The 18,760-nt window shown below is 62.6% G+C and carries 22 protein-coding genes; 20 read left to right on the top strand and 2 right to left on the bottom strand.

Annotated features, from left to right (window positions below):
• Positions 1 to 369: 369 nt before the first annotated feature.
• The 17 genes from QO033_RS22385 to QO033_RS22310 all read left to right on the top strand — a co-directional run bounded on the left by QO033_RS22385 (position 370) and on the right by QO033_RS22310 (position 13,099).
• Complete coding sequence (locus tag QO033_RS22385) at positions 370 to 693, top strand: DUF736 domain-containing protein (protein ID WP_009573768.1); 324 nt, start codon at positions 370 to 372, stop codon at positions 691 to 693.
• A gap of 194 nt (positions 694 to 887) precedes the next feature.
• Complete coding sequence (locus QO033_RS22380) at positions 888 to 1,136, top strand: helix-turn-helix domain-containing protein (protein WP_009573769.1); 249 nt, start codon at positions 888 to 890, stop codon at positions 1,134 to 1,136.
• Between the two features lie 99 nt (positions 1,137 to 1,235).
• Positions 1,236 to 1,505, top strand: coding sequence for a DNA -binding domain-containing protein (locus QO033_RS22375; RefSeq protein ID WP_043870029.1), 270 nt, complete (start codon positions 1,236 to 1,238; stop codon positions 1,503 to 1,505).
• A gap of 106 nt (positions 1,506 to 1,611) precedes the next feature.
• A complete protein-coding gene (locus tag QO033_RS25330; RefSeq protein ID WP_407682142.1) occupies positions 1,612 to 1,932 on the top strand; it encodes a transcriptional regulator domain-containing protein in 321 nt (106 codons plus the stop codon).
• A complete protein-coding gene (locus tag QO033_RS22370) occupies positions 1,844 to 2,386 on the top strand; it encodes a DUF2285 domain-containing protein (RefSeq protein WP_321170057.1) in 543 nt (180 codons plus the stop codon). The genes QO033_RS25330 and QO033_RS22370 overlap by 89 nt, the downstream gene beginning before the upstream one ends.
• Positions 2,387 to 2,523: 137 nt before the next feature.
• A complete protein-coding gene (locus QO033_RS22365; RefSeq protein WP_009573772.1) occupies positions 2,524 to 2,805 on the top strand; it encodes a helix-turn-helix transcriptional regulator in 282 nt (93 codons plus the stop codon).
• A 114-nt stretch (positions 2,806 to 2,919) separates the two neighbouring features.
• The gene (locus tag QO033_RS22360; RefSeq protein WP_009573773.1) at positions 2,920 to 3,999 is read left to right on the top strand and encodes a replication initiator protein A; all 1,080 of its coding nucleotides are present in this window, start codon (positions 2,920 to 2,922) and stop codon (positions 3,997 to 3,999) included.
• A complete protein-coding gene (gene parA, locus QO033_RS22355; RefSeq protein ID WP_009573774.1) occupies positions 3,996 to 4,649 on the top strand; it encodes a ParA family partition ATPase in 654 nt (217 codons plus the stop codon). Before QO033_RS22360 ends, parA begins: the two co-directional genes overlap by 4 nt.
• Positions 4,646 to 4,900, top strand: coding sequence for a ribbon-helix-helix protein (locus QO033_RS22350; protein WP_009573775.1), 255 nt, complete (start codon positions 4,646 to 4,648; stop codon positions 4,898 to 4,900). Before parA ends, QO033_RS22350 begins: the two co-directional genes overlap by 4 nt.
• Positions 4,897 to 5,418, top strand: coding sequence for a DUF2840 domain-containing protein (locus QO033_RS22345; protein ID WP_009573776.1), 522 nt, complete (start codon positions 4,897 to 4,899; stop codon positions 5,416 to 5,418). Before QO033_RS22350 ends, QO033_RS22345 begins: the two co-directional genes overlap by 4 nt.
• Positions 5,415 to 5,957: a S26 family signal peptidase gene (locus QO033_RS22340; protein ID WP_284483101.1), complete on the top strand. Its 543-nt coding sequence runs from the start codon at positions 5,415 to 5,417 to the stop codon at positions 5,955 to 5,957. Before QO033_RS22345 ends, QO033_RS22340 begins: the two co-directional genes overlap by 4 nt.
• 67 nt (positions 5,958 to 6,024) lie before the next feature.
• Positions 6,025 to 6,360 carry a DUF736 domain-containing protein gene (locus tag QO033_RS22335; protein WP_284483100.1) on the top strand — a complete coding sequence of 112 codons (336 nt, stop codon included), beginning with the start codon at positions 6,025 to 6,027 and terminating at the stop codon, positions 6,358 to 6,360.
• Between the two features lie 2 nt (positions 6,361 to 6,362).
• The gene (locus QO033_RS22330; RefSeq protein ID WP_284483099.1) at positions 6,363 to 7,127 is read left to right on the top strand and encodes a lytic transglycosylase domain-containing protein; all 765 of its coding nucleotides are present in this window, start codon (positions 6,363 to 6,365) and stop codon (positions 7,125 to 7,127) included.
• 243 nt (positions 7,128 to 7,370) lie between these two features.
• Positions 7,371 to 9,125, top strand: coding sequence for a relaxase/mobilization nuclease domain-containing protein (locus tag QO033_RS22325; RefSeq protein WP_284483098.1), 1,755 nt, complete (start codon positions 7,371 to 7,373; stop codon positions 9,123 to 9,125).
• Positions 9,126 to 9,152: 27 nt separating this feature from the next.
• Complete coding sequence (locus QO033_RS22320; RefSeq protein ID WP_107817973.1) at positions 9,153 to 11,138, top strand: conjugal transfer protein TraG; 1,986 nt, start codon at positions 9,153 to 9,155, stop codon at positions 11,136 to 11,138.
• A 2-nt stretch (positions 11,139 to 11,140) separates the two neighbouring features.
• The gene (locus QO033_RS22315) at positions 11,141 to 11,578 is read left to right on the top strand and encodes a CopG family transcriptional regulator (RefSeq protein ID WP_107817974.1); all 438 of its coding nucleotides are present in this window, start codon (positions 11,141 to 11,143) and stop codon (positions 11,576 to 11,578) included.
• A gap of 492 nt (positions 11,579 to 12,070) precedes the next feature.
• The gene (locus tag QO033_RS22310; protein WP_107817975.1) at positions 12,071 to 13,099 is read left to right on the top strand and encodes an IS110 family RNA-guided transposase; all 1,029 of its coding nucleotides are present in this window, start codon (positions 12,071 to 12,073) and stop codon (positions 13,097 to 13,099) included.
• 403 nt (positions 13,100 to 13,502) lie between these two features.
• On the opposite strand, the gene QO033_RS22305 is transcribed toward QO033_RS22310, so the two are convergent.
• On the bottom strand, positions 13,503 to 13,745 hold the full coding sequence (locus QO033_RS22305) for a hypothetical protein (RefSeq protein ID WP_107817976.1): 243 nt from the start codon (positions 13,743 to 13,745) through the stop codon (positions 13,503 to 13,505).
• A 187-nt stretch (positions 13,746 to 13,932) separates the two neighbouring features.
• Positions 13,933 to 14,229: a hypothetical protein gene (locus QO033_RS22300; RefSeq protein WP_107817977.1), complete on the bottom strand. Its 297-nt coding sequence runs from the start codon at positions 14,227 to 14,229 to the stop codon at positions 13,933 to 13,935.
• A 137-nt stretch (positions 14,230 to 14,366) separates the two neighbouring features.
• On the opposite strand from QO033_RS22300, the gene QO033_RS22295 reads away from it, so the two are divergent.
• Genes QO033_RS22295 through QO033_RS22285 form a run of 3 tightly spaced genes read left to right on the top strand, consistent with a single transcriptional unit; the run spans position 14,367 to position 18,756 of the window.
• Positions 14,367 to 16,190, top strand: coding sequence for a PHA/PHB synthase family protein (locus QO033_RS22295; RefSeq protein WP_245890294.1), 1,824 nt, complete (start codon positions 14,367 to 14,369; stop codon positions 16,188 to 16,190).
• Between the two features lie 5 nt (positions 16,191 to 16,195).
• Positions 16,196 to 17,590 carry a bifunctional enoyl-CoA hydratase/phosphate acetyltransferase gene (locus QO033_RS22290; protein ID WP_107817978.1) on the top strand — a complete coding sequence of 465 codons (1,395 nt, stop codon included), beginning with the start codon at positions 16,196 to 16,198 and terminating at the stop codon, positions 17,588 to 17,590.
• On the top strand, positions 17,590 to 18,756 hold the full coding sequence (locus tag QO033_RS22285; protein WP_211309219.1) for an acetate/propionate family kinase: 1,167 nt from the start codon (positions 17,590 to 17,592) through the stop codon (positions 18,754 to 18,756). Before QO033_RS22290 ends, QO033_RS22285 begins: the two co-directional genes overlap by 1 nt.
• The last annotated feature ends 4 nt before the right edge of the window (positions 18,757 to 18,760 follow it).

The raw sequence follows: 18,760 nt of genomic DNA, 5'->3' as shown, positions 1-18,760 counted from the left end.
GGGGCGCCTGGAGCGTGATGCGCATGGCCTGTCGCGGGTGAGCAAACCCGCCGGTGAAAAGCCGGTCAGGTTGAGGGGCATCCGCGATCGCCATCGTCTCCGTTCCTTGCCCGTCCCATGTCCGCTCCATACGGCCCTTTCAATGGCCTGATCTGGCCGAAGATCGGCTACGCCTCGACCGGCTTGGCGCAACAGCGCCGCCATAACTTTCTTCCCTTGGGCTGTGCCCATTCCGCGCGGAACAAGAAAGTTCTGCCTTTGCTGTCCAGCCCCCGGCACGCCGGGGGTGCACCGCCGGTCGTCTCCGGCCTGTCGATCGCCATCGGGCCGCAATGGTGCGGACCCGGAAACGGAAAACGGAGACCTAAAATGGCAACCATCGGCACCTTCAAGAAGACCGGCAACGAATTCACCGGCGAAATCGTCACCCTCAGCGTTCAGGTCCAGGGCGTGCGCATCGTTCCCGACACCCGCGCCACCGGCGAGAACGCCCCCAGCCACCGCGTCCTGGTCGGCCGCGCCGAGATCGGCGCCGCCTGGTCCAAGCGCTCGGGCGAGGGCCGCGACTATCTGGGCCTCAAGCTCGACGATCCGAGCTTCACCGCCCCGATCTACGCCAACCTCTTCGACGACGAGGACGGCGAGAGCTACGCTCTGATCTGGTCCCGCCCCAACGGTCGCCGCGGAGAATAACGCCGTCGCGAGGCCCCGGTCGAAAGGCCGGGGCCGACCGCCAAGCCGGGCAACCGAATCGGTTCCAGAAATATGCGACGCCAAAGCGAAAACGCGATGTAAACACGTCAGAATTTTGGTGGTGAAATTCTATGATGCGACTATAATAGTCGTAGTTCTGGCGTTTGCGCCGGGCCGGATGGGAGGTGATCTGCATGATCACCGCCCGACAATCACGGGCCGCGCGGGCGCTTCTTGGCTGGACACAGGAGCAGCTGGCGGATGAGGCCCGGGTATCTTTGACCGCGCTCAAGCGTCTCGAATCCGAAAGCGGGCTCGAGGTCTATGAGACCACGCGCGATCAGGTCCGACGGGCTTTCGAGGCGAATGGCATTCTGCTCCTGAACTCCGACCAGGGGATAGGAGTGATGCATGTTCAGGCGAAGGCTGCCTCGAAGGCCTGACCTTTCCGGCAGGTTTTGCAGAGAGCCGAATTGCGCTATTGCCGTGCTCACAAAACTGTCAACTGGCTGTGCTAAGGATGTGCAGCAAACGCCGTGGGGATGCGCGTGACGATCAGCAGCTTGCAGGATGTACCGCCGCAGGGGGACGTGGTGACTGAGTATGACCGTCATCACATGGCGCAGTATATGCGTTTGCTCGATGCTGCAGGCGAGGGCGCGAGCTGGCAGGAGGCCGCGCAGATCATTCTAGGTCTCGATGCGCAGACAGAGCCAGAGCGGGTGCGTCTGGTCCATGACGCACATCTTGAACGCGCGCGTTGGTTGAGCTCGGAAGGGTATCGGCAGTTGGCGGCGGGGCGAACCGCCTGAGGAGGTGATGCGTGCCACGCATCACCTGATGCCTTGGGGCGGGCTTCCCAAGTGATTGATCTCTTGGAATCCTTTCTTGTGATCAACCCAGGGGAGAGGCGATGCCATGCAACCTGATCGCTCGAATTGGCGTGACCAGGCCGCCTACGACTATCTTGATGATCTGGCTGCGCCGGACCTCGGCTGGGAATGCCTGCGCCGCAATCCCGAATATCAGCATGACTACGCGAAGCTCGCAGGAGAACCCCCGGAGAGGGTTGATCTGATGGATCAGGTCGGCCGTCGATGGGGGTTGTGCTTTCCCGATCCGGCCCGGGCTGCCCGCCTCCGTTGCGGAGGTGTTCTGGTGTCCGGCGGTCGATACAGGTGTCGTGGTGCTCGTTGCCGCCCCCGAGGCACTGGCCGAAGAGTCAGACGCCCCCGGTAGTGAAATAGTCGCCCCGACGGGCAGGGCGTCCCCCATTGGCAAGCACCTGCGCCACAGGCTGCCGGACGGGACATACCTGCATCTCGTCGCTCCCCTGAAAGACCGTGGTCGGCTTGTCGCCACCGTTCCTCTCGGCCTCGAGGGTCTCGATCGCATCGAAGCAATCCAGCGGCTCCTGGCGGATCAGCATCGACGTCGATCCATCCCCCGCGACACCCGCCTGACCGCGCAGCAGAAAGCGCGCCTGCGGCGTGTCCTTCAAGCCTCCGACGCAGCCTTCCATGGCGCGACCCAGAAGCAGATCGCCGAGGTCTTGTTCCGTACCGGTCACCTGGACCGCGATGAATGGCAGGTGTCCTCGGCCCGTTTTGCCGTCTCCAGCCTCCTTCGCGAGGGACGTGACCTGATCGCAGGCGGCTATCGCAAGCTCCTGCGTCACCAGCGCCGCCTTTAGGTCGGGGATCCCGCGCCGCGGTGTGCGGATTTACCCCTGCCAACTCCCCACTGCATCTGACCGGACGCGCTTCGCCATCGTGACCGTCATCAGCCGCTGTTTCGCGGCACTGGTCACACACAGTAGGGAGACGCCCGATGTCCGCCATCTCAACCGAACTTCCCCCGCGCTATCTGCGCACCAAGGAAGCCGCCCAGTTCCTGAGCCTGTCGGCTCGGACGCTGGAGAAGCACCGGACCTATGGCACCGGTCCCGCCTACCACAAGCTGGGCGGACGCGTGGTCTATGCGATCGAGGACCTGCAGGCCTGGGTCGGACGCGGCGCTGTCACCTCGACTTCCGACCCGCGCGGGCAGGTGCTGCCAGCGAAACGCCACACGCTCCCCAACCTCCCGCAGCCCGGCCGCTTCGTGCGCTGACGTGGGGGTGACACCTTCATGACTGATGGACGCAGACCCCGTTCCGAGCGTGGACAGCTCGATCTGTTCCGCGCGCTGCCCGGGGATTTCGCCCCAAGAGATGCGCAAGACCTCATGGCCTATCCCTTTTTCTCCCTCGCCAAATCCAAACGGGTCGCACCGATCGACTTTGCCGCTGGTAGCGTCAGCATCCGGGTCGAGGCGGTTCCCGATCACGGTATGGCCACAATCTGGGATGCCGACATCCTGATCTGGGCGGCGAGCCAGATCGTCGAGGCGCGTGACGCGGGGCTGCGCACCTCCCGGCTGATGGCCGCCACCCCTTACGAGATCCTCACCTATGTCGGTCGCGGAACCGGTGCGCGGGACTATCAGCGCCTGAAGGCGGCGTTGGATCGTCTCCAGTCGACGACGATCTCCACCTCGATCCGGCAGCCGGCGGAAGGACGTCGCCATCGCTTCTCCTGGATCAACGAATGGCAGGAGCGCAGCGACAGGGAGGGGCGCCCGGACGGCATCGAGTTGATCGTGCCCGACTGGTTCTACCAGGCCGTGCTCGACAATGCACTCATCCTCACCATTGATCGGGCGTATTTCGACCTGACTGGCGGGCTCGACCGTTGGCTCTATCGCCTGGTGCGCAAGCATGGTGGCAGGCAACGTGAAGGTTGGCGTTTCGACTTCCATCATCTTCACCAGAAGTCCGGGGCGCTGTCCCCCTTCAAGCGCTTCGCCTTCGAGCTTCGCGACATCATCCGGCGGCAGCCGCTGCCGGGTTATACGCTCTTTCTCGAGACAGAGGTTGGTGGCCGCAAGCTGCTGGCTTTCGAGCCTGCTCCGGGCTGTGGAAAACCTGTGAATGGGCTCGTGCTATCGGGAACCCGGGCTATCGTGCTATCAGGAACCGAAGGCTCGTGCTATCAGGAACCCAAACAGGGGGTAACGCACGGAAGCAAAAGCGGAAATCGCCCCCTTAACTTAGAGTCTAACAAAGAGTCTAACTTTGAAGAGCGCGCGCGTGATGTGGAAAACCTCATCCGTGCCACCGCAAAGAGCCTCAGCCAGGCCGGTAAGACGAAGGCAGCCGTCGCCCCATCGGTGCCGCGAACGGCTTCCGATCAGGGTGTCGCAGCAGCCTCCGATCATCCAGATACGCCCCGCCTTCCTCTCGAATTGCCGGGAGGTGGCGAATGATCGTCGCTCTGCTCAATCAGAAGGGTGGCGTCGGCAAGACGACGCTGGCGCTCCATATTGCTGGCGAATTGGCGATACAGGGCAAGCGCGTCACCCTGATCGATGCCGACCCGCAAGGCTCCGCCCTGGACTGGTCGCAGCAACGCGCCCGCGAAGGTCTGCCGCGGCTCTTCGGCACCCTCGGCCTGGCCCGTGACACCCTGCACCGCGAAGTCCCCGAACTTGCCCGCACAGTCGATCATGTCGTTATTGATGGCCCACCGCGTGTTGCGGGGCTCATGCGCTCAGCGCTGCTCACCGCCGATCTGGTGCTGATCCCGGTACAGCCCTCGCCATTCGATGGCTGGGCCTCTGCCGAGATGCTGTCCCTCCTTGGGGAGGCCCGCATTTATCGGCCGGAACTTGTCGCCCGCTTCCTGCTCAACCGCTGCGGCGCGCGCACCGTTATCGCCCGGGACACCGCCGAGGCGCTGGCGGATCACAATCCTCCTGTGCTTGCCAGCACGATTGGTCAGCGCGTCGTCTTTGCAGATGCGGCGCAAACCGGTCGCCTCGCCAGTGACATCGACCGTCAATCGCCTGCTGCCCGAGAGATCGCGGCGCTGACGTCTGAGATCGGGCGCCTCGGTCTTGGGAAGGTGGCGGTATGACCGGGCGCAATGACAAGCGTGGTTTCGCCGCGCGGCCAGTCGATGCCGAGACCTGGATCAAGGCTGGCGAGGCGCCATCCGCACACGGTCGCGCGGCGGCGATCTATACGGCCCGGCTTACCATCGACATCACCCCGGACCTGCGCGGTCGCATCAAGGTCGCAGCTTTCAGCCGAGGCGTCACTGTCGCTGACATGCTGCGCGAGTTGCTCGGGCGCGAATATCCGAAACCCGAAGGAGAACCTCAATGACCGGCTTTGTGATCCCCGGCGTGACCGGAGACGGATCGTTCGACGCCCATTCCGGCGGCGAGCTGACGCGCGTGGAACTGACCTGGGTGGAGAAGCGGATCGAGTTCTGGATCAGGTTCGGCCAGGAGGCCGGAACGCAGATCCTCGACCGCAGCCGCCGCATCGTCTTCTTCCGTCCCGGCGCCGTGTTTGGCTTCGTCCGCTGGGCGGCGAATGACTACGGAACCGTTGTTTCGCGCATCGACATTGTGCGCGCGATCGCGCCTGGTAGCGCCTGTCAGACGCTGCCCTGCGTGCGTCCCGGTGGCGAGATTTTGTTGAAGATCGAAGGCTGGCCCAAGGTCGAAGAGGTCCTGCGCCATGTCGATGCTATCGAGGGTCTCGGGATCGACCCTGCCGAGGTCGATCCCGACCACTGGCGCCATGTCGCCCACTGGATGAAGGCGGGCGAAGCGCCGCGCGCCTATACGGCGGAACGCCATGCCGCATGGCTCCGGCGCCGGGAGATCGGAAAATGACCCGTGCCCGCTACATCATGGCGACGGTCGCGGCGGTCGCCACCGTCATCGCCGGCAGCATTCCGGTTGCGCCACGGCTGGTCTGGAACGCCTCGGCCAGCGTGCCGATTGGTTTCTACACCATAGCGCCGGCGGATCGGCTCGAGGTGCCAGATCTGGTCGTGGTCATGCCGCCCGAACCCTTTGCAGGTTTCATGGTCGCGCGCGGCTATGTCGGTCGCGATGTACCGATCCTGAAGCACGTCATCGGGCTGCCGGGACAACGGGTCTGCCGTGACGTCGCCGCGATCACCGTCGATGGCAGACACCTGGGGGAGGCGCGAGAGCGCGACAGCCAGGGCCGCGATCTTCCTGTCTGGCAGGGCTGCCGCACCATCGCCGAGGGCGAGGTTTTCCTGATGAACCCGGCGGTCTCTGACAGCTTCGATGGCCGATATTTCGGTCCGTTCCCCACCTCGGCCGTGATCGGCCGGGCCAGTCCACTGTTCACCGATGAGGGCGGCGATGGCCGCCTCGTCTGGCGCGCGCCGGATCGGTGACGGCGCGCTCATGGCGGGACGTGCAAGCGGCCCGCATCCCACTCACCGCATGAGGAAGGAGCCTCCAATGCCACAGATCGGTCAATTCACCCGCACCTCGTCCGGCTATGCCGGACAGCTTCGCTCGCTCTCGCTCGACCTGGAGCTGACCTTTGTTCCCACCGACAATGTCGATACCGAGAAGGCTCCTGCCTATCGTATCCACCTCGGTGACGAGGAGGGCCCGGAGGTTGGCGCGGGCTGGAAACACACCGGCGAAACCGCTGGGGCGTTCGTTTCGGTCCTGCTCGATGATCCGGTTTTCCGGCATCCGATCCGCGCCCGCCTGTTCCAGTCGGATGAGGAGGGCAGGGCATGGGGGCTGCACTGGACCCGCCCGAAGAAGCGGGATGAGCAGGACTGAAAATGACAATGTCCTGCACCCGTCCCGCTTCGGGGAGATGCGGCGCCCGCCGCCGCATGCTCCTCCTTCTTCTTTCCGGCCTCTTCCTTCCGGCCACTGCCACGCAGCCGCTCTTCGCGCAAACCGGTGTGCCCGAACACGCAATCGCCGCGCATCCCTACGCCGCCCAGGTCACCGAGGCATCGCAGCGCTTCGGCATTCCGACGACATGGATCATGGCCGTGATGCGGGCAGAGAGTGCGGGCGATCTGCGTGCGGTTTCTTCCGCTGGCGCGATGGGGCTGATGCAGGTCATGCCCGACACCTGGGCCGGGCTGCGCATCCGTCATGGTCTTGGCGGAGACCCTTTCGAGCCGCGTGACAACATCCTCGCGGGCACGGCCTATCTGCGCGAGATGTGGGACCGCTATGGCAATGTCACGGCGATGCTGGCGGCCTATAATGCCGGTCCTGCCCGCTACGACGAATACCGTTTGGCGGATCGTCCGTTGCCGGCCGAGACGCGTGCCTATGTCGCCGCGCTTGCGCCCGTGCTGCTTGGCGAGCGGCCATCGGGCGGCACTGTTGCTGCAGCCCGGCCGCTCGATTGGCGTGAGGCGGCGATCTTCATCAGCCGCGACGACGGCGGGTCTGCGATCGGTTCTGTGTCGCCTCACCGGACGGTCGGCGGCGCTCCTTCACCCGTCCCGGCGTTGCCGCAGGCGGGCATCGCCCCGCAGGCCGAGGGCCTCTTCGTCAGGCGAGAAACTGGTGAGGCCCGGCCATGACCTGCGCGACGACACTTCGCATTCCGTCGTACTCGGGCGTGCTTCTGAGGGGACGGGCGGTGGCGGCAGGCACCACGACCGAAGGATGGCAGGATAAAAGGGCGCACGGTGCGCGGTGGTTGGGCGGTTGTTTTTGTTCATGTTTTTGCTGCGATCCGCACCGTGTGGCGCGTGTTCGCACCGTGCGAGATGTGCCTAAGTTTGTGAAAATGATCGCTGTTTCGCACTGTGTGGGGACCTCCCATGCCCGATGATCGCGAGTTCCGCATCCGTCCGGGGCGTATCCGCTCGACACGGGTGCAGCAGGGCCGGCCCTTTGTCGCACAGGCCCTGGCTGCGGCGAAAAAGGCCGGGGGTGGTGTGTCGCGGGCCGGGCGCGTCACCCCGAGCAATCGGTCCCGCTTCGGGCGTGGTCAGCGCGCCAGCATTCAGGCCAACCGCCTCATCACCGCTCGCACGCGCGGCGCGGTGATCAAGGCGCGTGTGGTGCGGCACAGCGGGACGTCCGCGCCTCTCGGAGCCCACCTCGATTACCTGCGCCGGGATGGCGTGACCCGGGATGGGGAGAAGGCCAGGCTCTTCGGGCCGGGAACGGAGGATGCCGATGGCCGGGCCTTTGCCGAGCGGTGTCGCGATGACCGTCATCATTTCCGCTTCATCGTCTCGCCCGACGACGCCCCGGACATGTCTGACCTGCAAACCTTTACCCGCGATCTCGTCGGGCGGATGGAACAGGATCTCGGCACGTCGCTTGACTGGGTCGGCGTCGATCACTGGAACACCGCCCATCCGCACGTCCATCTGATCGTTCGGGGTGTGCGCAACGACGGCCAGGATCTCGTAATCTCACGGGACTACATCAAGGAGGGGATGCGGGACAGGGCACGGGCTCTCGTCACCCAGGAACTGGGCCCGCGCAGCGATCTCGACATCCGCCGGACACTTGAACGCCAGTTCGGGGCGGAGCGTTGGACGCAGCTCGACCGTCAGTTGCTGCGGGACGCGGGGCGTTCGCGCATCCTCGACATGGCGCCGGATTCGGATCGGCAGCCGGACGCGTTTCACGCGCTGAAGGTCGGGCGGTTGCGAAAGCTGGAAATCCTCGGCGTCGCCGACCAGATCGGACAGTCGCAATGGCACATCAGGGACGATGCCGAAGTGGTCCTGCGCGAGATGGGGGAGCGTGGCGACATCATCAAGCGGATGCATCGTGCCCTGACGGACCGGGGGATCGAGCGCGGGTCCTCGAGTTACGTCCTTGCCGCGGAGAGCCTCGATGCTCCCGTCATCGGTCGTCTGGTCCAGCGGGGCCTCGATGACGAGCTGAAGGGGACAGCCTATGCCGTCGTCGATGGTGTCGATGGCCGGAGCCACCATATCCGTCTGCCCCATCTCGACGCCGCCGGCGACAGTGCACCAGGCTCGATCGTGGAACTCCGCACCTATGACGATGCGCGCGGCCAGCGTCGTGTCGCACTGGCGGTTCGGTCAGACCTGGACCTCGCTGCGCAGGTGACCGCGCCCGGGGCGACCTGGCTCGACCGGCAGGCCATCGCGCGGGAACCGCTTGCGCTGTCGGACCAGGGCTTTGGTGCCGAGGTCCGGCAGGCTCTGGACGCGCGCGCCGATCATCTGACCTCGGAGGGGCTGGCCGAGCAGCGGGGCGGCAGGGTCGTCTTTGCCCGGCGCCTGCTCGGAACCTTGCGCGACCGGGAGTTGCAGGCAGTTGGCGCGCAGCTCTCGGGAGAAACCGGGTTGCCGTTCGGCAAGGCGGGGGCGGGCGACTACGTCAGCGGCCTCTATCGCCAGCGTCTCGCACTCGCTTCGGGCCGCTTTGCCATGATCGAGGGCTATGGAGCTGACGGCGCGTTCGGCTTCCAACTCGTGCCCTGGTCCCCCTCCCTCGAAAAGCACCTCGGCCGGAATGTCGCCGGCGTCGCCCGCGGGGACGGCGGGGTCGATTGGGACTTCGGCCGCAAGCGCGGTCTTGGCCTCTGATCAAAACACAGGAAAGGAGCGACAGTCATGTCCGCAACAAAAATCCTTTGGGGGCAGATCTCCATCGTCTTCCTCATCATTCTGGCCACCACCTGGGGCGCGACGCAATACGTGGCCGCGAGCCTCGGCTATCAGGCACAGCTGGGCCCGCCCTGGTTCGTGCTGTTCGGGACGCCCGTCTACTATCCTCCCGCCATCTTCTGGTGGTGGTATTTCTATGAGGCCTACGCGCCACCGGTCTTTGCGACAGGTGGGATCATCGCCGCCTCGGGGGGCTTCATTGCTATCGGGGTGGCCATCGCTATGTCGGTCTGGCGCGCCCGCGAGGCCCGCAACGTCGCGACCTATGGATCTGCCCGATGGGCGGAGATGGGCGAGGTGAAGGCGGCCGGACTGCTTGACCCAGATGGTGTTGTCCTCGGTCGCTATGAGCGGCAATATCTGCGCCACGATGGGCCGGAGCATGTGCTCTGTTTTGCGCCGACACGATCCGGCAAGGGGGTAGGGCTCGTCGTGCCCTCGCTTCTCACTTGGCCCGGCTCGGCCATCGTTCATGACATCAAGGGCGAGAACTGGCAACTGACCGCCGGGTTCCGCGCTCTACACGGTCGGGTCCTGCTGTTCGATCCGACCAATCCGAACTCTTCGGCCTACAACCCCCTGCTGGAAGTCCGTCGTGGGGAGTGGGAGGTTCGCGATGTCCAGAACATCGCCGACATCCTCGTCGACCCCGAGGGGAGCCTGGAGAGGCGAAACCACTGGGAGAAGACCAGCCACAGCCTGCTCGTCGGGGCGATCCTGCATGTCCTTTATGCCGAGAAGGACAAGACGCTGGCCGGCGTCGCCAACTTCCTGTCCGACCCGCGGCGTCCCGTGGAGTCCACGCTCCGCGCGATGATGCGGACGCCGCACCTGGGCGAGGCGGGGCCGCATCCCGTGGTCGCCAGTGCCGCTCGCGAGTTGCTCAACAAGTCCGAGAATGAACGCTCGGGTGTGCTTTCGACGGCAATGTCTTTCCTTGGCCTCTATCGCGACCCTGTCGTCGCTCAGGTCACGCGCCGCTGCGACTGGCGGATCGGTGACATTGTCGGGGAAGTGCGTCCCGTCACGCTCTATCTCGTAGTGCCGCCATCTGACATCAATCGCACCAAGCCGCTCATCCGCCTGATCCTCAACCAGGTCGGCCGACGCCTGACCGAAGACCTGCAGGGCAAGGATGATCGTCATCGGCTACTTCTGATGCTCGACGAGTTCCCGGCGCTCGGTCGCCTCGACTTCTTCGAGAGTGCGCTGGCCTTCATGGCGGGCTACGGGTTGAAGAGCTTCCTCATCGCCCAGTCGCTGAACCAGATCGAGAAGGCCTATGGTCCGAACAACTCGATCCTCGACAATTGCCACGTCCGGGTGAGTTTCGCGACCAATGATGAGCGTACGGCCAAGCGGGTGTCCGACGCTCTCGGCACCGCCACCGAGATGAAGGCGATGAAGAACTATGCCGGGCATCGTCTGGCGCCCTGGCTCAGCCATCTCATGGTGTCCCGGTCGGAAACTGCGCGGGCGTTGCTCACCCCCGGAGAAATTATGCAGCTGCCGCCCTCAGACGAGATCGTCATGGTGGCTGGCACACCACCGATCCGGGCGACAAAAGCACGGTATTACGAAGATGCGCGGTTCACCGAGCGGGTCTTGCCGCCACCCGACTTAGTGGAAGTGGGCGTCTCGGGAGAGGATGACTGGAGCAGTCTGGCAGTCCCCACGCAAGAGGACGAGCCCGAGTGGCTTTCCGAGACAGCATCGGAGGACAACGATCCGACCGGCTCGGAGCGCCGTCTTCAGCCGGAGTTGGCGCAGCCTCAACCGGTCGACAGGCAGTCCCCCATTGAGAACGAGTTTGAATTCGACCCACCCGAGGATGAGGAGGATGGTGCCATCCGCAATCGCCGCATCATGCAGCAGATGCGCGGTGTCGCGCGGCAGGTCTCCCTCAATCCCGATGACGGCATGGAGCTTTGATCATGACCACCAGCCGCAAGAAGACGAAGATTTCGGTCTACCTCGATCCTGAGGTCATGAAGATGCTGGCAGACTTCGCCGCCCGGCGTGATCGATCCCAATCGATGGTGGCCGAGGCCGCGATCGCATCCTTCCTCTCTCCGGATGACGCAGAGCGCCGCGACGCGGTTCTGGCCCGACGCCTGGATCAGATCGACAGGCGGATCACCCGGCTGGAACGCGATGTCGGGATCTCCGTCGAAAGCCTGGCTGTGTTCATCCGTTTCTGGCTTGCGACAACACCGGCTCTGCCGGAACCCGCGGCCAAGGCGGCTCGGGCCAAGGCAGGGGAGCGCTACGAGGCGTTTATCTCGGCTCTCGGTCGGCGCCTCGCGCAGGGCCCGAAGCTGCGGCAGGAGGTGTCGGAGGATGTGGACGGCGGCGGGGCAGCAGGTGGCTGAAACGATGTCACCTGCCTCAGCCGCAAAGGTCGGGGCTGTAGAAGTGATCTTGATACCTGGGATGACGGCTGCGGTCGATGCAGAAGCGTCACCGCACTCATCATCGGGCCGCGTTTCATCGATCGTCGCCAGTGAATCCCATTCTTTGTTGGCGAAAGTGCCCTCATGGCGCCTGAAACACGACTGAGGCCAAGGCCCTCCAGTCCCTGGTTGCGGCCTACAACACAATTTCCTCGGGACTGGGGGACACGCCTGAGACTTGGCGCCCGCGGCTGGCAGCGCACGGCAATGCGGCCGCTGCGCCCCACCTGTGGGCAGGTGGCTTCCTGCTCGGGACGAAGTTCGCGCCCAAGCTCTGGAAACCGGTATTGCAGGCAGCAGAGAGCGACCTGAGAGGACCGATCAGATGGAGTGGTTGCCGCCCTCCCCAGACGGCATCGCAATGTGCCAAGGTCGTGGTGTTCAACGCCACGCGAAGAGGAGGACGGCGAGATGAAGGAGATGATGATTGGGATCGATCTGACAAAGGCAGTTTTCCAGGTCCACGGTGCCCTTCGGACAGGGGAGGTCCGTTTCCGCAAGAAGCTCACGCGCAAGCAGTTGTCAGAGTTCATGGCACAGCAGGCGCCCAGTCTGGTCATCTTCGAAGCGTGCGGCAGCGCACATTATTGGGCGCGCGAGATGGAGGGGCTTGGGCACGAGGTGAAGCTGATCGCGCCGCAATATGTGCGCCCCTTCGTCAAGCGCCAGAAGAATGATGCTGCCGATGCCGAGGCGATCGTCATCGCAGCCCGTCAGCCTGAGATGAGTTTTGTAGAGCCCAAGACAGTTCAGCAGCAGTCCCGCGCGGCGGTTTTTCGTGGCCGCGAGCGTCTGGTACATCAGCGGACCGCTGACGTGAACGCGTTGCGGGCGCTCCTGTATGAGCACGGCTATGTATTCCCCGCCGGGATACGCCATCTCAATCGCATAGCAGCGCTTGTGGAGGATGAAGCTTCAAAGTTGCCAGCGCTGATCCGGGAGGAGAGCCAGGACCTGCTGACGCAGATTTCAGAGAAAACGGCGCGTATCATCGAGCGCACCATGAAACTCAAGACGCTGGCCGCCGCTTCAGACAGGGTGCGCCGGCTTCAGAGCATGCCAGGTGTGGGGCCGCTGACGGCTATTGCGGTAGAAGCGTTTGGCCCAGACATGGCACAGTTCAAAGCTGGGCGCGGCTTTGCGGCTTGGTTGGGCCTTGTTCCCAAGCAGCATTCCTCTGGAGGCAAGGAGCGTTTGGGGCGGATGACCAAGGCCGGTCAAGCCGACATCCGACGCCTCCTGATCATTGGGGCAATGTCACGACTGAGCTGGCTTGGGCAGCGTACCATTACGGAGGGGAGCTGGCTGTCACGGATGTTGGCGCGCAAACCCAAGATGCTGGTTGCGATTGCGCTGGCTAACAAGATGGCCCGCCAGATATGGGCGATGCTGACGAAGAACGAAGATTACAGGGATCCGGCGCTGGCAGGCGCGGCATGATGCTCATGTCGAACTGCTAGCGACGGTGCCGAGGGGAGTGTGAGAAGACGGCGACCTGAATGGGCAAAACGATCGAACAGATCCGGATCGGGAAAACCAGTCGTTCTCTGCGAGCAGAAAGCTCGGCGATTAGATTTGGACCCGATCCGCTGATCACCATCCCGGCCCGCGGCTTTTGAGAATGCCGCATCATGAAGGCCTGACAAAAGTGCGCACTCGATCACACGCCAACAGGGTCACAAACTTCTTGCATTACGGGCGGCAACCACAAAAGAGAAATGGCCGACCCCCGCGCCAACCTTGATACCGCCACTGTCGCGAAGGTAGCCAGGGCTGTCGCCGCCATCCGCGCGCACTTCATGCCGCGCAGGGCAGAGTCCTTCCGCAGATAGCGACCCGCTCGTCAAGCATGGCCTACAACGACCAACTCGTGTCGTTCACGGTTCTTCAAGTACGGCTTGACGAACTTTGGCGCGATCAGGCACACCTCATGGCCGATCGCGGCCAGTGAAGGGCCGTGCACCGCAACAATGCATCCGGGATGCATCAGCATGAACGCCAGGAACTGCTTTCGCGACAGTTTATTGCGAAACACGATCTCGCCGTCTGCTGTCGCTCCGTGCAGTTGGAAGACCTGTTTCGCCAAGTCAACGCCGATGATTAGAGACTTCCTTCATAGCCTTTTCCTCCTGATCCTTCATGGATCATTCTGACACAAGTACCGTCAGGAAGGGCTACCTAACCCATCATCAGAGCCGTGCGCCCCACTTCCTGTCATCAGTGCACTCAAGAAACCGAAGGTTCTTGGCGGGAGCGAAAACGCGGCAGGCAGCTTAGGCCTTTTGGGGAACGGCTGTTTGTACCAGATGGTCAAAGCTCTTGCGTGCCATATCTTGCCAGTATTGCGCGAGCAGGGCGGCAGCGGTGAGCGGCGTGTCTGCCTTAGCAAGTTCGTGCAGCATTCTAGCGTTATCCTCGGCAACTGAGGCAAGAAGATCGCAGCCTTCGCGCCACGCCTCGGGAGAGGCCTGAGCGGAACGCGTCATCAAGTCAACGAATTGGGCCGGAAACGCAACTGCCGCGGCAGCTTGAAAGGGCGCGGTTTGAGCTGTGGTCGGTTTCGTTGTCATTTTTAGACTTCCTTTGCGAAGGATTGGGACCGGAGGTTACCATCTGTGCCTGCATTCCTACTTCGTCCATTGACATTAGTCAACGACCGATGATTAAGCTTCCGCAGGCTTATTTTCAACGATTGAGGAACCCTCATATGGCGCAGGATTCGAAGAATTCCGACCCACGCAAGCCTTCGGAAGCAGGCGCCGACAACAAGTCCTTCATGCGGTCGATGCGAAGGCTACCTTCAACTCAGGGCGAGAGTGAGCCGCTGGGGATCGAGGCATTTCAGGCCTATGATAAAATGCGCGAGGCTCTCTCCGGCCAGTTTACCGGCGGCGCGTCGCCCGGCTCGGCGGCAATGGCTTATTTCGACTGGGCCTTCCATCTGGCCTCTGCGCCTGGCAAGCGAATGGAGTTGGCCGTCAAAGCCGATCGCAAATGGAAACGGCTTTCGGCGTGGCTCTGGTCGTCGACATTTGATCCGCAAACACCACCGGCGATCGAGCCCCTTCCTGGCGATAACCGCTTCTCCGACGAGGCCTGGAGCAAGCCACCATTCAGTTGGATGGCTCAGGCTTTCCTTCTTGAGCAACAATGGCTTCACAACGTCACGCATGAAGTGCCGGGCATGACGAAGCACCACGAAGAGGTCGGCTCATTCGCGGCGAAACAGATGCTGGACGTGTTCGCTCCGTCAAGCAATCCCTTCACCAATCCGGAAGTTATCGCTCGCACCTGGGCCACAGGTGGCATGAATTTTGTCAAAGGCTTCCAGAACCTCATGGAGGACCAAGCGCGCAAGATGACCGACCGCCCCGCAGTAGGGACAGAGGCCTTCTTGCCTGGTGAGACTGTCGCAGTTTCGCCGGGTAACGTCGTGTACCGCAACCATCTGATCGAGTTGATCCAATACAGCCCGACAACCGATAAAGTGCACCCCGAACCAGTTCTGGTCGTTCCTGCCTGGATCATGAAATACTATATTCTCGACCTCTCCCCAGAAAATTCGCTGATCCGCTGGCTGGTGGCGCAGGGCCATACCGTCTTTGCGATTTCTTGGCGAAATCCAGATGTCTCCGACCGTGATCTGGAAATGGAAGACTATCTTGAGCTTGGGGTCATGGCCGCATTATCAAAAATCAATACTCTGGTTCCAAAGACCAAAGTGCATGGCGTGGGCTATTGTCTCGGCGGTACGCTGCTCTCGATCGCGGCGGCAGCGATGGGTGGGCAGGCTGACGACCGGCTCAGCTCGGTCACGCTGCTTGCGGCGCAGGTGGATTTTACAGAGCCTGGAGAACTGGCTCTTTTTATCGACCCGAGCCAACTGCATTTTTTGGACAGCATGATGTGGAACCGCGGCTACCTCTCGGCGGACCAAATGTCTGGAGCGTTCCAGCTATTGCGCTCGAACGATCTGGTCTGGTCGCGCATGGTACGTGAGTACATGATGGGCGAACGCACACCGATGAATGACCTGATGGCCTGGAACGCGGACAGCACGCGCATGCCATACCGGATGCACTCGGAATATCTTCGCAAACTCTACCTGAACAATGAACTCTCCTCGGGCCGCTTCATTGCGGATGGACAGACGGTCCTCTTGCAGAACATTCAGGTACCGCTCTTCGCTGTCGGCACCGAGCGCGATCACGTGGCGCCTTGGAAATCGGTCTACAAGATCCACCAGTTCACCGACTGCGAAGTGACTTTCACGCTTACTTCAGGCGGACACAACGCCGGGATCGTCAGCCCACCGGACCATCCGCGTCGCCATTATCGTTTGGGGACTCACAAACACGGCATACCGCTGCTGTCGGCTGAAGACTGGCAGGCCAAACATGAGCAGGTGAAAGGATCGTGGTGGTTAGTCTGGCAAAAATGGCTGGCTGCACATTCGAGCGCGATGGCTGCCCCACCAGCCATGGGCACGGCGCTTGCCAAAGCTCCCGGCACTTATGTGTTCCAGAAGTGACCATCATGACCGATGCTTTGACCAACCGAACCTTCGATCAGTTGCAGCCCGGCGACCGGGCAGCCCTGACGCGTGCCGTGGGTGTTGACGACGTCGCGCTTTTTGCCGCGGTATCGGGGGACAACAATCCCGCGCATATGGATGCCGGTTTTGCCGCTCACGGCCCATTTGGCCATGTCGTCATTCACGGAATGTGGACCGCGGCGCTGGTGTCTGCCGTTCTGGGCACCCGCTTGCCGGGACCTGGCACCATCTATCTGGGTCAACAAATCCGCTTTCTGAAACCAGTCTCACCGGGCGACACCATTACCGCCACCGTCGAGGTAATAGAGCTCATCACCGGTCAAAATCGGGTACGGCTTTCGACGATCTGCGCCAACCAACAGGGTGAAACCGTGCTTTCGGGCGAGGCACTCGTCATTGCCCCGACATCGCAGGTGATGTGGACGCCTGACAACATGCCGGAAGCGATGATCCGCTATAAGAGCCGCTATCAGAACTTTGTCGATGAGGCGCGGGGGCTGGCCGCCGTTTCGGCGGGAATCGTGCATCCCTGCTCCAAAGCGGCAATCCTTGGCGCGATTGAGGTACGAGATGAGGGGATTTTTGAGCCCTTGCTGATCGGCCCCGAACCAAAGATCCGTGCCGCCGCCGAGGCAGCGGGCGTGGCACTTGACGACATGGTGATCGAAGACACCCCGCACAGCCACGCCGCCGCTGCCCGTGCAGTCGAACTGGCGGCGGCCGGGCGCATTTCGACTCTTGTCAAGGGCAGCCTGCATTCGGATGAGCTCTTGGCGGCTGTGGTCTCGAAAACCGGTGGTCTGCGTACCGAACGGCGGATAAGCCACGTCTACGGAATGGATGTGCCAGCCTATGGCAAGCCTGTGATCGTCACCGATGCCGCGATCAATATTGCGCCCACGCTGGAGCAGAAACGCGACATCTGCCAGAACGCAGTCGATCTTATGCATCTTCTCGGTTTGGAGCGACCCAAAGTTGCTGTGCTGGCCGCGGTTGAAACTGTAAACCCGGCTATGCCCGCGACGCTAGATGCAGCGGCCTTGACCGTGATGGCGGCACGCGGACAGATTACGGGGGCGATGGTCGATGGCCCGCTGGCTTTTGATAATGCCATCAGCCCTGAAGCGGCGGCTACGAAGGGCATCATCTCGCCGGTAGCGGGCGAGGCTGATATCTTGCTCGTTCCGGACCTTGAGGCCGGGAACATGCTGGCAAAGCAGTTGATCTATTTTGCCGGAGCCACCGCTGCGGGCCTCGTGCTGGGCGCTCGGGTTCCCATCGTGCTGACAAGCCGCGCCGACCCGCTGTCGGCGCGCATTGCCTCGGCAGCGTTGGCCAAGCTCGCGGTAAGCCGCAAGACCGAAGTGGTCGCGTGATGGAGCGAGATCTGATCCTGACGTTCAATGCCGGATCATCGACTATCAAGTTGGGGTTCTTTGCACTGACGCAGACGGGACCCAGCCGGCTGGCAACTGGTGTGATCGATTTTCGTGATGAACCGTTCGAGCTCCGCCTGAAACGGAAGGGCGCGACCTTTTCGCAAGTGCTGAAAGCAGAGGTTGATGATTTGAGGGGAGTGCTTAATCATGCCTTTGGCTGGCTGGCGGGGCAATTCGATCTATCGCGTTTGGCGATGGTCGGGCACCGAGTGGTTCACGGCGGCGATATATTCACAAGCCCCACCCTCATCACCGACAAGGTGATTTCCCAGATCGACGACTTGGCTCGCCTGGCCCCGCTGCATCAGCCGCAAAGTCTGCGGTTGATCCAGGCGATGCGCGGTCTCTACCCAGGTCTGCCGCAGACCTCTTCCTTCGATACCGCTTTCCACGCGACACAGAAACCGCTGACCCGCCGTTTCGCGATTCCCCGCGCGCTGCATGATCAAGGCATCAAGCGCTACGGCTTCCACGGGCTCTCCTACAGTTTTATCGCGCGAGAGCTTGCTGAAATCGTGCCCGGCGCCAAGGCGGTGGTTGCCCATCTGGGCAGCGGTGCCAGCCTTTGCGCGATGGAAAATGGCATGAGCGTGGACAGCTCGATGGGCTTTTCCACCCTTGACGGAGTCCCAATGGCCACACGTTCAGGCGCTCTGGACCCGGGCGTGATTCTTTATCTGATGGGAGAGCTGGATTGGGATCTGAAACGCGTTGAAACAATGTTGTACCACGAAAGCGGGCTCCTTGGCGTTTCGGGTTTCGAAGCCGACAGCCGGGAGCTCATGACGAGTGCCCGCCCCGAGGCCGTCGAAGCAATCGATCTTTTTTGCCAGCGGATTGCGGGCGAGGTGGGACGGCTGACGACCAGTCTTGGCGGCATCGACGCATTGGTCTTCACTGCTGGGGTCGGCGAACACCAACCCGGCATCCGAGAAAACGTGGCGAACCGGTTGGCGTGGCTAGGGCTGGAGCTTGATCACCTGGCCAATGTCAGAAACGCCCGTGAAATCAGTTCACAGAAAAGCCGGATCCGAGCCTTTGTCATCGCTACGGATGAAGAGAGCATCATCGCATCCGAGGCTGTCAGCTTGATGGGATTATGATGAG

The organism is Pseudodonghicola flavimaris, assembly GCF_030164425.1.
In the GTDB taxonomy this organism is placed as follows: Bacteria; Pseudomonadota; Alphaproteobacteria; order Rhodobacterales; family Rhodobacteraceae; genus Pseudodonghicola; species Pseudodonghicola flavimaris.
The sequence above is the reverse complement of the archived record's forward strand: the minus strand, read 5'-3'. Positions and strand labels throughout refer to the sequence as shown.

Bases quoted from the DNA above. Each gene is read 5' to 3' on its own strand.
- QO033_RS25330 (WP_407682142.1), top strand. From the start codon at position 1,612: ATGCAACCTGATCGCTCGAATTGGCGTGACCAGGCCGCCTACGACTAT.
- QO033_RS22320 (WP_107817973.1), top strand. From the start codon at position 9,153: ATGTCCGCAACAAAAATCCTTTGGGGGCAGATCTCCATCGTCTTCCTC.
- QO033_RS22315 (WP_107817974.1), top strand. From the start codon at position 11,141: ATGACCACCAGCCGCAAGAAGACGAAGATTTCGGTCTACCTCGATCCT.
- QO033_RS22340 (WP_284483101.1), top strand. From the start codon at position 5,415: ATGACCCGTGCCCGCTACATCATGGCGACGGTCGCGGCGGTCGCCACC.
- QO033_RS22360 (WP_009573773.1), top strand. From the start codon at position 2,920: ATGGCCTATCCCTTTTTCTCCCTCGCCAAATCCAAACGGGTCGCACCG.
- QO033_RS22375 (WP_043870029.1), top strand. From the start codon at position 1,236: ATGCGCGTGACGATCAGCAGCTTGCAGGATGTACCGCCGCAGGGGGAC.
- QO033_RS22330 (WP_284483099.1), top strand. From the start codon at position 6,363: ATGACAATGTCCTGCACCCGTCCCGCTTCGGGGAGATGCGGCGCCCGC.
- QO033_RS22335 (WP_284483100.1), top strand. From the start codon at position 6,025: ATGCCACAGATCGGTCAATTCACCCGCACCTCGTCCGGCTATGCCGGA.
- QO033_RS22300 (WP_107817977.1), bottom strand. From the start codon at position 14,229: ATGACAACGAAACCGACCACAGCTCAAACCGCGCCCTTTCAAGCTGCC.
- QO033_RS22295 (WP_245890294.1), top strand. From the start codon at position 14,367: ATGGCGCAGGATTCGAAGAATTCCGACCCACGCAAGCCTTCGGAAGCA.
- QO033_RS22350 (WP_009573775.1), top strand. From the start codon at position 4,646: ATGACCGGGCGCAATGACAAGCGTGGTTTCGCCGCGCGGCCAGTCGAT.
- QO033_RS22325 (WP_284483098.1), top strand. From the start codon at position 7,371: ATGCCCGATGATCGCGAGTTCCGCATCCGTCCGGGGCGTATCCGCTCG.
- QO033_RS22380 (WP_009573769.1), top strand. From the start codon at position 888: ATGATCACCGCCCGACAATCACGGGCCGCGCGGGCGCTTCTTGGCTGG.
- QO033_RS22285 (WP_211309219.1), top strand. From the start codon at position 17,590: ATGGAGCGAGATCTGATCCTGACGTTCAATGCCGGATCATCGACTATC.
- QO033_RS22290 (WP_107817978.1), top strand. From the start codon at position 16,196: ATGACCGATGCTTTGACCAACCGAACCTTCGATCAGTTGCAGCCCGGC.
- QO033_RS22310 (WP_107817975.1), top strand. From the start codon at position 12,071: ATGAAGGAGATGATGATTGGGATCGATCTGACAAAGGCAGTTTTCCAG.
- parA (WP_009573774.1), top strand. From the start codon at position 3,996: ATGATCGTCGCTCTGCTCAATCAGAAGGGTGGCGTCGGCAAGACGACG.
- QO033_RS22345 (WP_009573776.1), top strand. From the start codon at position 4,897: ATGACCGGCTTTGTGATCCCCGGCGTGACCGGAGACGGATCGTTCGAC.
- QO033_RS22385 (WP_009573768.1), top strand. From the start codon at position 370: ATGGCAACCATCGGCACCTTCAAGAAGACCGGCAACGAATTCACCGGC.
- QO033_RS22365 (WP_009573772.1), top strand. From the start codon at position 2,524: ATGTCCGCCATCTCAACCGAACTTCCCCCGCGCTATCTGCGCACCAAG.